The 15,956-nt window shown below is 68.0% G+C and carries 14 protein-coding genes; 12 read left to right on the forward strand and 2 right to left on the reverse strand.

Annotation, left to right across the window (positions count from 1 at the left end):
- Positions 1 to 15 precede the first annotated feature (15 nt).
- Entirely contained in the window at positions 16 to 2,982 is a 2,967-nt protein-coding gene (locus QTI51_RS20735; RefSeq protein ID WP_286515483.1) for an FAD-dependent oxidoreductase, read from the reverse strand.
- Positions 2,983 to 3,086: 104 nt separating this feature from the next.
- Between QTI51_RS20735 and QTI51_RS20740 the strand changes: the two genes are divergently transcribed.
- The 5 genes from QTI51_RS20740 to QTI51_RS20760 all read left to right on the forward strand — a co-directional run bounded on the left by QTI51_RS20740 (position 3,087) and on the right by QTI51_RS20760 (position 7,966).
- Positions 3,087 to 3,983, forward strand: a complete 897-nt coding sequence (locus tag QTI51_RS20740; protein WP_286515484.1) for a dihydrodipicolinate synthase family protein — start codon at positions 3,087 to 3,089, stop codon at positions 3,981 to 3,983.
- A gap of 88 nt (positions 3,984 to 4,071) precedes the next feature.
- The gene (locus tag QTI51_RS20745; RefSeq protein WP_286515486.1) at positions 4,072 to 4,902 is read left to right on the forward strand and encodes an ABC transporter substrate-binding protein; all 831 of its coding nucleotides are present in this window, start codon (positions 4,072 to 4,074) and stop codon (positions 4,900 to 4,902) included.
- A gap of 46 nt (positions 4,903 to 4,948) precedes the next feature.
- The gene (locus QTI51_RS20750; protein ID WP_286515487.1) at positions 4,949 to 5,668 is read left to right on the forward strand and encodes an amino acid ABC transporter permease; all 720 of its coding nucleotides are present in this window, start codon (positions 4,949 to 4,951) and stop codon (positions 5,666 to 5,668) included.
- Between the two features lie 25 nt (positions 5,669 to 5,693).
- Complete coding sequence (gene hydA, locus QTI51_RS20755; protein WP_116913148.1) at positions 5,694 to 7,148, forward strand: dihydropyrimidinase; 1,455 nt, start codon at positions 5,694 to 5,696, stop codon at positions 7,146 to 7,148.
- A 131-nt stretch (positions 7,149 to 7,279) separates the two neighbouring features.
- Entirely contained in the window at positions 7,280 to 7,966 is a 687-nt protein-coding gene (locus tag QTI51_RS20760) for a GntR family transcriptional regulator (RefSeq protein WP_116913147.1), read from the forward strand.
- 77 nt (positions 7,967 to 8,043) lie between these two features.
- Here QTI51_RS20760 and QTI51_RS20765 read toward each other — a convergent pair whose 3' ends face one another.
- The gene (locus QTI51_RS20765; protein WP_286515488.1) at positions 8,044 to 9,066 is read right to left on the reverse strand and encodes a LacI family DNA-binding transcriptional regulator; all 1,023 of its coding nucleotides are present in this window, start codon (positions 9,064 to 9,066) and stop codon (positions 8,044 to 8,046) included.
- Between the two features lie 164 nt (positions 9,067 to 9,230).
- Here QTI51_RS20765 and QTI51_RS20770 point away from each other — a divergent pair, with 164 nt between their 5' ends.
- Genes QTI51_RS20770 through QTI51_RS20800 form a run of 7 tightly spaced genes read left to right on the forward strand, consistent with a single transcriptional unit; the run spans position 9,231 to position 15,956 of the window.
- Positions 9,231 to 10,511, forward strand: coding sequence for an ABC transporter substrate-binding protein (locus QTI51_RS20770; protein ID WP_286515489.1), 1,281 nt, complete (start codon positions 9,231 to 9,233; stop codon positions 10,509 to 10,511).
- A gap of 4 nt (positions 10,512 to 10,515) precedes the next feature.
- Complete coding sequence (locus QTI51_RS20775; protein ID WP_286515490.1) at positions 10,516 to 11,247, forward strand: SDR family NAD(P)-dependent oxidoreductase; 732 nt, start codon at positions 10,516 to 10,518, stop codon at positions 11,245 to 11,247.
- Positions 11,248 to 11,266: 19 nt separating this feature from the next.
- Positions 11,267 to 12,136, forward strand: coding sequence for a carbohydrate ABC transporter permease (locus QTI51_RS20780; RefSeq protein ID WP_286515491.1), 870 nt, complete (start codon positions 11,267 to 11,269; stop codon positions 12,134 to 12,136).
- An 11-nt stretch (positions 12,137 to 12,147) separates the two neighbouring features.
- On the forward strand, positions 12,148 to 12,960 hold the full coding sequence (locus QTI51_RS20785; protein WP_286515492.1) for a carbohydrate ABC transporter permease: 813 nt from the start codon (positions 12,148 to 12,150) through the stop codon (positions 12,958 to 12,960).
- Positions 12,961 to 12,971: 11 nt separating this feature from the next.
- Positions 12,972 to 13,946 (forward strand): alcohol dehydrogenase catalytic domain-containing protein, encoded by a 975-nt coding sequence (locus QTI51_RS20790; RefSeq protein ID WP_286515494.1) that lies wholly within the window; start codon positions 12,972 to 12,974, stop codon positions 13,944 to 13,946.
- A 20-nt stretch (positions 13,947 to 13,966) separates the two neighbouring features.
- Positions 13,967 to 15,031 carry an ABC transporter ATP-binding protein gene (locus QTI51_RS20795; protein WP_286515495.1) on the forward strand — a complete coding sequence of 355 codons (1,065 nt, stop codon included), beginning with the start codon at positions 13,967 to 13,969 and terminating at the stop codon, positions 15,029 to 15,031.
- Position 15,032: 1 nt separating this feature from the next.
- On the forward strand, positions 15,033 to 15,956 hold the full coding sequence (locus tag QTI51_RS20800) for a sugar kinase (RefSeq protein WP_286515497.1): 924 nt from the start codon (positions 15,033 to 15,035) through the stop codon (positions 15,954 to 15,956).

Consider the following 15,956-nt stretch of genomic DNA (forward strand, 5'->3'; position numbering starts at 1 on the left):
TGTCGGTCATGGCTGTCAGAGAAAGCGTTCGATGCGAAAGGGGGTGATGTCGAAGTCGGTGCGGCCGCGCACGATCAGCTCGGTGACGAGCTGCGCGGTGACGGGCGCGAGCGTGTAGCCGTTGGAAGTGACGGCGTTGTAGAAACCGGGGCAGTCCGGCACCTCGCCGAGGATGGGAGCGCCGTCGATGTTGACGTTCATGCCGGCCCAGCAGCGCATCACGTGCAGGCCGCGCACGGCGGGCAGCACGCGGCGCGCGACCCACAGGTTGCCCTCGATGCTGTCGCGCACGGCGCGGTTCAGGCGCATGTCTTCATGGAAGGCGGCGGTCCAGCCGCCGCCGACGATGAGGCCGCCGCTGGCGGCCTGCTTGAGGCTCAAATGCCGGTCGGCATGCGCGACCAGGTGGTTGACGAGCGGCGGCGCGGGCTCGGTCACGATCATCTGCAGCGGCGCGCCCTTGACCGGGATGGTCACGCCCAGCATGCGCCCGATGGCGCTCGACCAGGCGCCGCTCGCGTTGACGACGCGCCCGGCATGGATGACGCCGCGCGAAGTGCGCACGACGTAGCCAGCGCCGTCGCCCGGCAGCCGCTCGATGGCCTGCACGTCGCAACCGCGCAGCACGCGCGCGCCCTGCTGCTGCGCGCGCCGCGCCACCGCGTAGGTCGCGCGCAGCGGGTTGATCTTGCCTTCCATCGGGCACAGCTCGGCCCCCAGCAACTCCCCCGACAGCGCGGGCGAGAGGCGGCGCAGGTCGGCGCCGTCGATCACCTGCGCGTCGATGCCGTGGCGGCGCTCCAGGGCGGCCTTGGACTCCAGGAAGCGCATGCCGGCCTCGCTGTCGGCGACCATGAGGCCGCCGGTGATCTTGATCTCGAGGTCTTCGCCGCAGTCGGCCTCTATCTCCTGCCACAGGCGCACCGACATCGGCCCCAGCGGCAGCGTGGCCGCGGCGGGGCCGCCGCCTTCCTGCGCCTTCGCGCCGAAGTCGAAGGACAGCAACTGCACATGCAGGCTGCCCGCGTTGGCGCCCGACGCCTGGAGGTTGAGGTCGTCGCGGTCCACCACCGTGACGTCCTGCCCCGCCTTCGACAGGAAGTAGCCGAGGCAGGCGCCGAGCACGCCCGCGCCGATCACCAGCACGTCGGTGCGCAGCGGCTCGAAGGGCGTGTGCTCGACCGGCCGCGCGAGGTTGGGCGTGATGGCGGGCTTGTGGCCGCCCCATTCGGGCTTTTCGAAGCCGAGCGCGCCGGCCGGCACCGGCTTGGCGGGCGGACGCGGCGCGAAGTACTGCTCGACCTCCGGCGGCCGGCCCGTGAGTTCCGCGACCAGCCGGCCGGCGGTCACGGCGCAATAACGCGCCTGGCAGCGCCCCATGCCGAGGCGCGTGTTGCGCTTGATGGCGGCCAGGGTGTCTGCACCGGCGCGGATCTGCTCGCGCACCGACCCGAAGGTGACTTCTTCGCAGCGGCACAGCAGGGTGTCGTCCGGCACCGCGGCCAGCGTGACGGGCGGTGGTGTGTAGATCGACCACAGGGCCTGCTGGAAGCACTCGGCGCGATGCAGCCGCGCAGGCGCGTCGGCCAGGTTTGCCGATGCCTTCGCCTGCAGGCCCAGGTTGCGCGCAACCGCCGCGCCGGCCAGCGTGCCGCGCGCCAGCGCGACCCGCGAGCCGCCCAGGTCGGCCCCGTCGCCCACCACGTACACGCCGGGCACGCTGGTGGCGCCGTCTTGCTGCGTGACGGTGGCCAGGTGGCCGAGGTGCCGGTCGGCCAAACGATGCGCGCAGCCGAGCATGCGTGCGAGCTCGGTGGACGGGATGAAGCCGTAGCCCAGGCACAGCGTGTCGGCCTCGAGCGTGCGCGTGGAGCCCGGCACCGCATGGCCGCGGGCGTCGAATCGCGCAATCTCTACGCGGGCAAGACCACTCGTGCTGTCGGCATTGCCCTGCGCCGCGACAACGGCGTGCCCCCACAGCACCGGCACGCGGGACGCGCGCAGTTGTCGCAGATAGCGCCAGCCGTCGCCCAGCAGGTCCGGCGCGGTGCGCGCGGCGCTCAGCAACTGGCGCCAGTGGCGCAGTGACGGGCGCGGCGCCGACTCCAGCACGGCGACCACCTCGGCGCCGCCGGCGAGCAGTTCCGCGGCCAGCTGCAGGTTGAGAGGGCCGTTGCCCGCGACGACCACCCGGCGCCCCGGCGACACGCGGTAGGCGCGCGCCAGCGTCTGGCCGGCGCCGGTCGTCATCACGCCGGGCAAGGTCCAGCCGGGGAACGGCACGGGGCGCTCGTAGGCACCGGGCGCGATCACGAGCTGGCGGCATTCGATGACCGTGGCGCGCCCGTCGATGAGCGCCGCGACCTCGGTCGGCGAGAAGGCGGCCCAGACCTGGGCGCCCTGGAGGACGGTGACGCCGGCAGCGCGCACTTGCTCCGCCAGCGCCAGCCCCTGCGCGAACTGCCGGTCCGCCGGCGTCACTGCGCGATGGGACGGCGCGAGCGGCTTGTAGAACTGGCCGCCGGATTCCAGGCGCTCGTCGAGCACGAGGACATCGGCACCGGCCTCGCGCGCAGCCAGCGCCGCCGAGAGCCCGGCGGGGCCGGCCCCGACCACCAGCACGTCGACCTGCCGCCGTGCGGGCTCCGCGCCGGCCTCGGGCGTGAGCGGCTGCAGCGGATCGTCCGGCGTGCCGGCCGGCAAGGTGGAGCGCACCTGCTGGCCGTCGGCCACCTTGGTCAGGCAGGCGCGCTGGCTGGCCTGGCCGTCCACCGTGACCAGGCAATCGAAACAGGCGCCCATGCCGCAATAAAGACCACGGCGCTCGCCGCCGCGCGTGTGCCGCATCGCCTTGATGCCACCTGCCGCGAGAGACGCAGCGATGGTCTCGCCTTCCAGGCCGTCCACCGGCTGGCCGTCGTACCAGAAGCGCACGGGACGTCCGGCCGGGGCGATCGAGGGGTGGGTCAGTCTGGCGCTCATGTGCAGGTGCGAGGGAAAACGGAAACCGCGTTGACGCGATTGAATGTATACGTATACTACACGTATACGTATACTTCGTCATCCGATTTTCCAAGGACTGCCCCATGACAGCGTTCCGCGGCACCTATACGGTGCTCATCACCCCCATGACCGACGACGGCCTGCACGTGGACGTGCCGGCCCTGAAGAAGCTGGTCAATTGGCAAATCGAGGAGGGAATCCACGGGCTGATCCCCTTGGGCAGCACGGGAGAGTTCCTGTCGCTGACGCCCGATGAGCGCCAGTTGGTGATCGAAACCTGCGTGAGCACTGCTGCAAAACGCGTGCCCGTGCTGATCGGTACCGGCGCGGAGTGGACCGATGAATGCGTGCGGCTGAGCCGCGAAGCGGAAACCATGGGCGCCGACGGCGTCATGATCATTCCGCCCTTCTACAGCACGCCCACCGACGACGAGTTGTTCGCGCACTACCGCAAGGTGGGCGAGTCGATCGGCATTCCGATCATGGTCTACAACAACCCGGCCACCGCCAACGTCGACCTCAAGCCCGAACTGGTGGCGCGCCTTTCGCGCATCGACAACTGCAGGTACATCAAGGAGTCGACGCTCGAGGTGACCCGCGTGCGCGACATCATCGAGTTGTGCGGCGACCGCATGACGGTGTTCGCCGGCATCCTCGGCTACGAGTCATTCTGGCTCGGTGCGCAGGGCTGGGTGGCCGTGTGCTCCAACCTCATTCCGAAGATGTCGGCACGCCTGTTCGAGCTGGTGGCCGACGAACGCGACATGCCCGCGGCGCTGGCGCTCTACAAGGAGATGCTGCCCATCGTGCGCTGGGTCGGCGGCCACCGCTACGTGGCTGCGTCCAAGGACGGGCTCACGATGATGGGCCTGCCCGTCGGCAAGCCCCGCGCCCCCCGCCTGCCCCTGCCCGAGGCCGACGCCGCAGACCTGCGCAGCGCCCTCGCGCGCCTCGACCTGCTGGACTCGATCCGCGCCTGAGCGCCACCGCGCCCCCGCCCCGCCCTGCCCTGCCCTTTTTCACGTTTCACCTCGTCGCCTCGTTCGTTCACTCCCCAAGGACACCACCATGAAACTGCTCCCCGCTCTCGCGTCGGCAACCGCACTCTTCGTCTTCTGCGCGGGCGCCGCGAACGCGCAGGCCTGCAAGTCGCCCGTGCCGGACTCGGCGCTCGTCAAGAAGGGCACGCTGACCATGTCGGTCAACCCCACCCTGCCGCCGATGCAGTTCGTCGACCAGACCGGCACGCTCAAGGGCATGCGCGTGGAGCTCGGCGAGGCCATTGCCAAGCGCCTGTGCCTCACGCCCGAATACGTTCGCATCGAGTTCTCGGCCATGATCCCCGGCCTGCAGGCCGGTCGCTGGGACGTCATCAACACCGGCATCTTCTATACGGAAGAACGCGCCAAGCTGATGCAGATGCTCATCTACGAAGACCAGGCCATCAGCATCAGCACCGCCAAGGGCAACCCGCTGAAGATCGCCAAGCCGGACGACCTGTCGGGCAAGAGCATCGGCGTGGAGCTCGGCGGCTTCGAGGAGCGCAAGGCGCGCGAGCTCGACAAGCAGCTCACCGACAAGGGCATGAAGGGCATGACCATCCGCACCTTCGAGAACTTCGCCATGGCGTTCCAGGCGCTGCGCGCCGGGCAGGTCGAAGTGGCCCTGTCGATCGACTCGACGGGTGCCGAATACCAGAAGCGCGGCGACTTCGAGCGCGTGCTGCACGGCCTGTTCCCCACGCCGGTCGCGCTGGCCGCGCGCAACAAGGACCTCGCGGCCGCGGTGGCCAAGGTCATGAACGACATGAAGGCGGACGGCAGCTTCCAGAAGCTGTTCGACCAGTACGGCGTCAAGGCCGTCGACGGCGCGGTGAGCGTCAAGGGTCCGGCGGGCTGAGCCGCGCCGACATCGCCATCGCCATCGGGCACACCAAGGAAAATTCATGGGACAAGGCTGGAGCTGGTCGGGGTTCGTCGACTACCTGTTCAATCCGTACATCCTCAGCGGCGCGGTGACCACGCTGTGGCTCACGCTCGCGGCCATCGGGGGCGGGCTGGTCGTGGGCTGCGCGCTCGCGCTGGCCCGCCTGTCCAGCCGTTGCTGGGTCGCGGGACCCGCGCACTTCTACATCTGGGTGTTCCGCGGCACGCCGCTGCTGGTGCAGCTGATCATCATCTACACCGGCCTGCCCCAGCTGGGGCTGAAGCTGTCGGTCATCGAGTCGGCGCTGCTGGGGCTCATCCTCAACGAGGCCGCCTACCTGGCGGAGATCGTGCGCGGCGGCATCCAGTCGATTTCCGCCGGCCAGACCAACGCCGCGCGCGCGGTCGGCTTCAGCAGCGCGCAGACCATGCGCTACATCGTGATGCCGCAGGCCATGCGACTGATCGTGCCGACGCTGGGCAACAGCATCAACGGCCTGCTCAAGACCACCTCCATCACCTCCGTGATCTCCATGGAAGAGCTGCTGCGCCGCACGCAGGTGCTGATCCAGGAGAAGTTCATGGTGCTCGAGCTGTTCGTGGTCGCCGCCATCTACTACCTGCTGATGACCACCGCGTGGGACTTCATCCAGCGGCGCATCGAGCGCCACTACGGCCGTGCCTACGGCAACGCGAGCGCACCGGTGGTGCCCGCCGAACCGGCGCTCGAGCAGCGCTAGCAAGAAAGCCCCCGGAGAACGCCTCATGAGCACCTACGACCTGATCCTGCGCAACGCCGACATCGCCACCGCGGGCGACCGCTACACCGCCGACATCGGCGTGCGCGACGGCCGAATCTGCGCCATCGCGCAAGGCCTGGACGCCAGCGCCGACCGCGAGATCGACGCGCGCGGGCGGCTGGTCACGCCCGGCGGCGTGGACGGCCACTGCCACTTCGACCAGCCGACCAGCGACGGCTCGCGCTTCGCGGACGACTTCCTGACCGGCACGCGCTCCGCGGCCTGCGGCGGCACCACCACCGTGCTGCCCTTCGCCGCGCAGCAGAAGGGCCACAGCATCCAGGAGGCGGTGGACGACTACCACCGCCGCGCCGAAGGCAAGGCCGTGATCGACTACGCCTTCCACCTGATCGTGGCCGACGCCACGCGCGACGTGACGCAGCGCGAGCTGCCCGCGCTGATCGAGAAGGGGTACACCTCCTTCAAGATCTACATGACCTACGACGACCTCAAGCTGGACGACCGCCAGATCATCGACGTGCTGGCCACCGCGCGGCGGCACGGCGCCATGACGATGATCCACGCCGAGAACAGCGACTGCATCGCCTGGCTCACCGAGCAGCTGCTCGACGCCGGGCTCACCGCGCCGCGCTACCACGGCAGCTCGCGCCCCATGGCGGTGGAGCGCGAGGCCACGCACCGCGCCATCGCGCTGGCCGAACTCGTCGACACGCCGATCCTGATCGTGCACGTGTCGGGCCGCGAAGCGGTCGAGCAGATTCACTGGGCGCGCGGGCGCGGCCTGCCGATCCATGCGGAAACCTGCCCGCAGTACCTGTTCCTGAGCGCCGAGGACCTGGGCATCGACCCCGACGACCCCATGCATGGCGCGCGCTGCATCTGCAGCCCGCCGCCGCGCGACAAGGCCAACCAGCAGTTCATCTGGAACGGGTTGTCGAGCGGGATCTTCACCATCTTCTCGTCCGACCACGCGCCCTTCAACATGGGTGGCAGCGACGGCAAGCGCGTGGCAGGCGACGATGCGTCCTTCGACCGCATTCCCAACGGCATTCCCGGCGTGGAAACCCGCCTGCCGCTGCTGATGAGCGAGGGCGTGCTCAAGGGCCGCATCGACATCCACCGGTTCGTCGAGCTCACGGCCACCAACCCGGCGCGGCTGTATGGGCTGTACCCCCGCAAGGGCACCATCGCCGTGGGCAGCGACGCCGATTTCGTCGTGTGGGACGTGTTCGCGCAGGGCCAGGAAAAGCTGCTCACCAACAGCATGCTCCACCACGCCGTCGACTACACGCCCTATGAAGGCATGCAGCTTCGTGCGTGGCCGGGCGTGACCGTCTCGCGCGGGCGCGTGGTGTGGCAGGACGGCGAGTTCCTGGCCGAACCCGGCTCGGGCCAGTTCCTGCCCTGCCTGCGGCCGCGCGCACCGAACGACGGCAACCCGCTGGACAAGTGGCTTTGATGCGGCGGGGCCGCGCCGCGATGCGGCCCTGCTAAGCTCCTTCGCCCCATCCGGCCTGCCTTGCAGCCTTTTTTAAGGCCTTGTTCGCGGCCTTGTTTGCAGCCTCCTTCGTGGCCTTCGCTCTTCTCCGCATGCCCAGCCTTCCAAGCCCTACGCAGCCCGCCACCATCACGATCGCGCCCCTGGAGGTGCGGTCCGCCAGCCTGGCCGAGCAGGCCTACGAGCGGCTGCGCACGCTCATCCTCGACCGCCAGATCTCGGCCGGCAGCCCCTTGCAGGAAGCCCGCCTTGCGGACGACCTGCGCATCTCGCGCACCCCGATGCGCGAAGCGCTCGTGCGATTGGCCGGCGAGGGCTTGCTGGTGCGGCGCGACGCACGCTCTTACGCGGTGCGCGCGCTGGGCACCAAGGAGTACTTCGACTGCATGCGCGCCCGCGAAGTGATCGAGTGCGAAGCGATCGCGCTGGCGGTGGGCAAGATCACCGACGCCGAAATCGACGCGCTGGAAGCAGACATCCAGTCGCTGAACGCCGGCGAGCACAGCGAAACCGAGCACTGGCATTTCGACGACCGGTTCCACCTGCTCATTGCCAGGGCCAGCGGTAACGTGGTGTTCCCGCGCCTCGTGGAAGAGCTGCGCGTCAATGCCCGGTTGTTCCGCCTGCACAGCCCGCTGCACCGGCAGCCGGAAAACCACGACGAGCACGGCGAGATCATCAAGGCCCTGCGCGCCAGGGACGCCGAACACGCCCGCGTGGCCATGCGCGACCACCTGCGCAGCCTGCAGGAAGACGTCAAGCGCGCGCTGACCGAGTAGGCGCGGACCGATCCGCAGGGCAAGTCGCGCGCATCAACGGAATGACAAGATTCCGGTGATCTGCGGGGCGCACCCGGCTAGCGCCGCGGCCTGCCCGTCGACTCCCGCACCACGAGCGACACATCCACCTCGTGATGCAAGGCGGCCGCCTTGCCGGACAACGACTTCACAAGATACTCCCCGGCCCGCGTCCACACCTCGTCCGTCGGCACGTGCATCGTCGTCAGGCTGGGCCGCAGGTGCCGGCTCCATTCCAGGTCGTCGAACCCCATCACGGACAGATCGTTGGGCACATTGAGCCCGCGCCGCTCTGCCTCGAGCATCACGCCGTAGGCGATCACGTCGTTGCCGCAGACCACGGCCGTGGGCCAATCCTGCTGCGCGGACGACAGCAGCGACCGCGCGCCCTGCCTTGCATCGTCGAGGTGATAAGGCGCTTCGATGTACCACTCGGGCCGCAGCGCCAGCCCGCTTTCCTGCAGCGCGCGCCGCACGCCCGACACGCGCGCCGTCGCCCGGTCGTTGTTCGACGAAATCGCGGCGACCATGCCGACCTTGGTGTGCCCGAGCTCGATGAGGTAGCGGCACGCGCGATACGCCGCAGCCTCGTTGTTGCCTCCCACCGACGCGTATGGCTTGTCCGGGTGGTAGACGCCCACGTTCACGAACGGAATGCGCTGCGACGCGAGCAGCCGGCGCAGCGCGTCGGTGTGCATGTCGCCGCGAAGGATCAGTCCGTCGATGCCGCGGCTCACCATGTTCTGCGCCTGACGCGCTTCGGTCTCCGGTTCGTAGCCGCTGGTCGACAGCAGCAGCAGGTAGCCCTGCAACGACAGATAGCTCTGCAGCGCCTCGATGCCGCGCGCGAACATGGCGTTGTCCACCGTGGGAATGATCGCGCCGATGGTGCGCGTGCGGCGTGACGACAGCGCGCGCGCCGCCGCGTCGGGGATGTAGCCCAGTTCCTCGATGGCCGCGTCGATGCGCATGCGCAGGTCGGGGCTCACCGATTCGGGGTTGTTCAGCGTGCGCGAGATGGAAGCCGTGGAGACGCCCACGTGCTTGGCGACGTCGCGGATACCCACTGATTTTGGCTTCATGATGAAACAGTTTACAGGAAGCGGTACGTAGCCGTTTTCAGCGTATTTCAAGGGAAATCACCTATCAATTTCCCCGCGGATAGCCATCCCGGCGCGTTGACAGCTTCTGCGATGGTCCAGATAATTTTGTAAACGGTTACATGGCATTCACAGGAGACAAAGACATGAGACAAGTCATCGCTTTCGCTGTCGCGGCCACCTGCGCTTTCGGCGTGCATGCGCAGGACTTCAACTGGAAGAAGCACCAGGGCAAGACCATCACCTTTCTCGCCAACAACAACCCGGTGGCCAACGCGCTGCTGAAGTACAAGGGCGACTTCGAGGCGCAAACCGGCATGACGCTGAAGGTCGACTCGTACCAGGAACAGCAGATGCGCCAGCGCCTGGTCACGGTGATGAACTCGCGCAGCGACGAGGTCGACGTGTTCATGTCGCTCCCCTCGCGCGAAGGCATGCAGTTTGCCAAGGCCGGCTGGTATGCCGACCTGAACGAGTTCGTGAAGACCGCCAGCGCCAAGGACTACGACTTCGCGGACATGAGCGCCGGCATGCTCAAGGACGCGACCTACGAGAAGCAGCTCACCGGCATCCCGATGAATGTCGAAGGCCCGGTGCTGTACTACCGCAAGGACCTGTTCCAGAAGTGCGGCGTGCAACTGCCCAGGAGCCTGCCCGAACTCGAAGGGGTGGCCGCCAAGCTCAAGAGCTGCGAGCCCGGCGTCACCCCCTTTGTCTCGCGCGGCCTCAAGCCCGCCCTTCCCTTCACCTACAGCGTGTTCCTGCACAACATGGGCGGGAGCTACATGAAGGACAACAAGTCCCAGCTGTGCAGCAAGGAAGGCCAGGCCTCGCTCGCGCTCTATTCGAAGCTGCTGAAAGACTACGGCCCGCCCGGCGTCGTCAACTACAGCTTCTATCAGATCTCCTCGCTCTACAAGGAGGGCAAGGCCGCGATGGCATTCGAGTCGTCCAACGAGCTGCGCAATGTGATGGACGGCGGCGCGCGCCTGAAAGACACGGCCGTGGCCGTGCTGCCCGCAGGCCCCGGCGGCTCGCACCCGACGGTCATCGGCTGGACCATGTCGGTGTCGGCGCACAGCAAGAACAAGGAAGCCGCCTGGTACTTCGTGCAGTGGGCCACCAGCCCCGCCGTGCAGGCCAAGCTCGCGGTCGACGGCGTGGCGCCGCCGCGCACGGCCGTCACCAAGTCGCCGGGCTACAAGGCGTGGATGGACGAGCAGCCCGTGCGCACCGAATGGGTCGCGGCCGTCAACGAGCTGAGCCGCACCGGCACTTCCGAAGTGGGCTACCCCATCGTGCAGAACCCGGCCTCGCGCGACTTCATCGGCCAGGCCGCCACCGAACTGCTGTTGGGCCAGAAGACGCCCGCACAAGCCTGCGCCGACGCCGACAAGCAGCTCGACGCGCTGATCGCCAAAGACTGACCCGATGGCCGTCTTCGACTTCTGCGAAGGCCACCGCGTGCTGGTGGTCGGTGGCGCCGGCGACATCGGCGCCGCCATCTCGCGTGGCTTCATGGAAATGGGCTGCCACGTCATCGCCACCGGCGTGGACGAGCGGGCCCTTGAAGCCAGCTCGCTGCAACCCGGCGACCAGCTCACCCTGCGCACGCTCGACGTCACCGACGACCATGCGGTCGCCGCGTTCGCCGGCGGTCTCGATCGCCTCGACACGCTGGTCAACTGCGCCGGCATCCTCGCGCGCTTCAAGGAGTTCGAGATCGAGACCTTCCAGCGCGTGCTCGACGTGAACCTCACGGGCACCTTCCGCCTGTGCAACGCGAGCTTGCCGCTGCTCGAAAAGAGCAAGGGCAGCATTGTGAACGTGGCGTCGATGAACGCCTTCGTGGCGCTGCCGTTCATTCCGGCGTACTGCGCGAGCAAGGGCGGCGTGGTGATGCTCACCAAGTCGCTCTCGCTGGCCTGGGCCGAGCGCGGCGTGCGCGTGAACGCCATCGCGCCCGGCTACGTCGAGACTGCCATCAACGCAGCCGGCCGCCAGGACAAGGCGCACTACGAGCGCATCCGCTCTCGCATTCCGCTGGGCCAGTGGGCGCAGCCCGACGACATCGCGGGCAGCGCCGTGTTCCTGGCCTCGCCCGCCGCACACTACGTGACCGGCACGGTGCTGGCGGTCGACGGCGGCTTCCTCGCGGGCTGAAGAAGAAAGAACCAGCCCCATGAGCCAATCCATCGGCACGCGCGGCCAGCTCGCGTTTCTCTCCCTGCCGGCCGTGATCTTCACGACCGCGATGATCGCCTTTCCCTTCGCCTACACAGTGTGGTTCAGCCTGCATTCGTACAGCTTCGGCGGCAAGCCCAAGTTCAACTGGGGCATGAACTATGTCGAGATGGCGGGCGACGGCGAATTCTGGAACGGCCTGAAGATCACGCTCGTGCTGTATGTGCTGTCGCTGGTGCTGCAGCTCGTGCTGGGCACGTGGATCGCGCTGCTGCTGCACGGCTCCAAGAAGCTGTCGGGCATCGTGCGCACGCTGATGATCTCGCCTTTCGTGCTGCCGCCCGTGGTGGTGGGCATGATGTGGCTGGTAGTGCTCGACCCGTCCATCGGCGCGGCCAACTACCTGTTGCAGGCCGTCGGGCTGCCGCGCTCCGACTGGCTGGCTTCGCCCGTGTGGGTGATTCCCACGGTCGCCATGATCGACACCTGGCAGTGGACGCCCTACGTCGCGCTCATCGTGCTCGGCGGACTGCAGTCGCTGCCCCCCAACGTTTACGAGGCCGCGCAGATCGACGGCGCCTCGCGCTGGAAGACCTTCTGGCGCATCACGCTGCCGCTGCTGGCGCCCACGCTGGTCACGGCGGCCATCCTGCGCAGCGTCGACCTGCTGCGCTTCTTCGACATCATCTACATCACCACGCAGGGCGGGCCCGGCAATGCGTCGAACACGCTGAACATCTACGGCTTTCGCAAGGGCTTCGAGCTGTTCGACATCGGCTATTCGAGCGCGCTGATGATCACGCTGTCGGCCATCGTGCTGGGCGCGGTCATGGTGCTCACCCAGGCGCGCAAGCGCGTGGCCTGGTGAGGAGCCACGCCATGAACGACAAGCTCGTGCAACGCCTCGGCCTCGTGCAGATCGCCTTCGTGGCGGTGCTGATTCTTCTGCCCATCGCGTGGATGGTGCTCTCGTCCTTCAAGCCTTCGGCGGAAGTGACGGCCTACCCACCGACGGTGGTGTTCACCCCCACGCTGGACAACTACCGCACGCTGTTCGGGACCACGCCCTTCCTGCACTACACGTGGAACAGCACGGTGATCACGGTGGGCTCGACGCTCATCGGGCTGGTGCTGGGCATTCCCGCGGCGTTCGCCGTGTCGTGGACGCGCATCACCTGGCCGGCGACGGTCACGCTGCTGGCGCGCATGGCGCCGGGCACGCTGTTCCTGCTGCCCTGGTACGTGATGTTCCGCGAGGCCGGAATGATCGGCAGCTACTGGGCGCTGATCCTCACGCACGCGGCCATCACCATGCCCATCGTGATCTGGGTGCTGTTGCCTTTCTTCGACAACATTCCGCGCAGCGTGCTCGAGAGTGCGCAGGTCGACGGCTGCAGCGTGCCGCGCATCCTGTGGCGCATCGCGCTGCCGCTGGTCATGCCGGGCGTGGTCGTGTCGTCGATCCTGTCGTTCGTGTTCTCCTGGAACTACTTCCTGTTCGCGCTCGTGCTGTCGAACGGTGACACCAAGACGCTCATCGCGGCGTCGTTCAACTTCATCGGCGAAGGCGCATCGAACTGGGGCGCGCTGATGGCGGCGGCCTCGCTCATCGCGCTTCCGCCGCTGGTTCTCGCATTCATCGTCCAGCGCAGGCTCGTGTCGGGCCTGGCCATGGGCGCGGTCAAAGGCTAGGAGACTCAAAAATGCAAGCTGCAATCTTTCATGGCGACAAGAACATCACCATCGGCGAGGCGCCCATGCCCGTGCCTGCCGCCGGCGAGGTACTGCTGCGCGTGCGCCGCACCGCGCTGTGCGGCTCCGACACCAAGCTGTGGTTCAACGGCGCGACCATCACGCCGGGCCACGAGATCTTCGGCGTGGTGCAGCAACCGGGCCATGCGCTCGACGGCAAGCGCTGCCTGGTCTACATCCCCGTGCACTGCGGCCATTGCGACTCGTGCCGCGCGGGCGACACGCAGATGTGCCTGAACGAATCGGTGCTCGTGGGCTGGAACCGCCCCGGTGGCTACGCCGAGTTCCTGAGCGTGCCCGAGCAGTGCCTGCTGCCGGTGCCCGACGACATCGAGGACGAGCTCGCCCCGCTGCTGCTCGACACCATCGGCACGGCCGCGCATGGCATCCGCTTCGTCAAGCCGCTGGTGCCGCCCGAGACCACGGGCCCGGTGCTGGTCACGGGCGCCGGCCCGGTGGGCATCGGCGCGCTCATCGCGCTGCAGAACCTCGGCTACACCGACGTCCACGTGTCGGACCTGAAGGAAGAGCGGCTGCAGCTTGCCGAGGCGTTCGGCGCCAGCCGTCATCCGGTGGGCGACAGCAGCAAGCGCTTCAAGCTCATCGTCGAATGCAGCGGTGCGCATGCCGCGCGCAGCCTGGGCATGGAAATCGTGTTGCCGCGCGGCGTGCTCATCCTGATCGGCGAGAGCGACAAGCCCTGGCCCGTGCAGGAGAACAAGGCCATTCGCCGCAAGGACTTCTACATGGTGCGCACCTTCTATTTCCCGAAGAGCGATTTCGCGCTGAACGTGGAGCTGCTGCGCGGCGAGAAGGAGCGCTATCGCAAGCTGGTCGACGCCCAGTTCGGCATCGACGAACTGCCCGAGATGTTCGGCCGCTTCGTGGCCGGCGAACTGGTGAAGCCCCTGCTGGCTTTCGCCTGAGCACAGAAGAAAGCGAACGCATGGCGTCCATCCGATTGAAAGGCCTGGTCAAGCGCTTCGGCGACGTGGTCGTGATCCCCTCGCTGGACCTGGAGATCCGCGACGAGGAGTTCGTGGTGTTCGTCGGTCCCTCGGGCTGCGGCAAGTCGACCTTGCTGCGCATCATCGCGGGGCTGGAACCCATCGACGACGGCGACCTCTACATCGGCGACACGCGTGTGAACGACGTGGCCCCGGCCCAGCGCGACATCGCGATGGTGTTCCAGGACTACGCGCTCTACCCGCACATGACGGTGCGCGACAACATGGGCTTCGGCCTGGAGATGCGCAACACGCCCAGGGACGAGATCACGCGTCGCGTCGACCGCGCGGCGGGCATGCTGCGCATCGAGCCGTACCTCGATCGCAAGCCCAAGGCCCTGTCGGGCGGCCAGCGCCAACGCGTGGCCATGGGCCGTGCGATGGTGCGCAACCCCAAGGTGTTCCTGTTCGACGAGCCACTGTCCAACCTCGACGCCAAGCTGCGCGGCGAAGTGCGCACCGAGATCAAGGCACTCTCCCAGCAGCTGAAGACCACCATGATCTTCGTCACGCACGACCAGGTCGAGGCGATGACCATGGCCGACCGCATCGTGGTGCTGAAGGCCGGCGTGGTGCAGCAGTTCGGCACGCCCGAAGAGGTCTACAAGTCGCCGGCCAACCAGTTCGTGGCGAGCTTCATCGGCTCGCCGACGATGAACTTCTTCAACGTGCAGGCCGAGGGCACGAACGTGCGCATGGACGACGGCACGCTGTTCCCGATGCCTCCGCCTTGCGCGGGGGTGACCGGTCCCGCGGTGCTGGGCGTTCGCCCCGAGCACATGCGGGTGCTGCCGGCCGATGCGCCCGGCCTGCGCGTTCAGGTCAGCGTCGTCGAACCCTTGGGATCGGACACGCTCGTCTACTTCGATCGCGCCGGCACGCGGCATGTGGCGCGTGTCGCACCCGAGTTGAAGGTGCGGCCGAAGGACACCATCACGCTGGCATTCGACGTGCACAAATGCCATCTGTTCGATGTGCAAGACGGCGCCGTGCTGGGTGAATGACATGACAACGCAACGCCCCGCACCCCGCGTGATCTGCCTCGGCCTCTCGGCGCTGGACATCACGTGGCAAGTCGATGCATTGCCGCACGGCGGCGGCAAGACCCGCGCCAACGATGTGCGGGAAGGCGGCGGCGGCATGGCCGCCAACGCAGCCGCCGCGGCAGCCAGGCTGGGCGCCCAGGTGCGGTTCTGGGGGCGCGCAGGCGACGACAGCGCGGGCCACGAAATGAAGTCCCAGCTCGCCGCCCTCGGCGTCGAGGTGTCGCACTTCAGGTTGTTTCCAGGCGCCCGCTCATCGCTGTCCGGCATCGTCGTGGACACGCGCGGCGAACGCATGATCGTGAATTTTCGCGGCGCGGACCTTCCCGCGGACCCCGCATGGCTCCCACTCGATGCGCTGGCCGAAGCCGACGCCGTGCTGGCCGACCCACGCTGGCCTGAAGGCGCACTCGCGTTGTTCGGTGCCGCGCGCGAACGCGGCATGCCCACCGTGCTCGACGGCGACGTGGCGGACGCGGCCATCTTCGACCAGCTGCTGCCTCGCACCGATTACGCCGTGTTCTCCGAGCCCGGGCTCGCAGGCTACGCCACCGACGCACGCAACGTCGATGAACAGCTGGCCTTCGCCCTCTCGCGCGGCTGCAGGCTCGCCGCCGTGACGCTGGGCGAGCGCGGTATCCGCTGGGCCGACGCCGCGGGCCGGCACGCCCTGCCCGCCTTCGAAGTGAAAGCCGTCGACACCACCGGTGCCGGCGACGTCTTTCATGGCGCGCTGGCCTTTGCGCTCGGTGCGCACTGGCCCGTGCGCCGCGCCTTTCAGTTTTCCGCCGCGGTGGCGGCAATCAAGTGCACACGGCCCGGCGGACGCGCCGGCGTGCCCGACTTCGCCACCGCGATGTCCCTCGTCGATTCCATCCAGGAGTAA

Source organism: Variovorax sp. J22G73 (assembly GCF_030317035.1).
Classification (GTDB): domain Bacteria; phylum Pseudomonadota; class Gammaproteobacteria; order Burkholderiales; family Burkholderiaceae_C; genus Variovorax.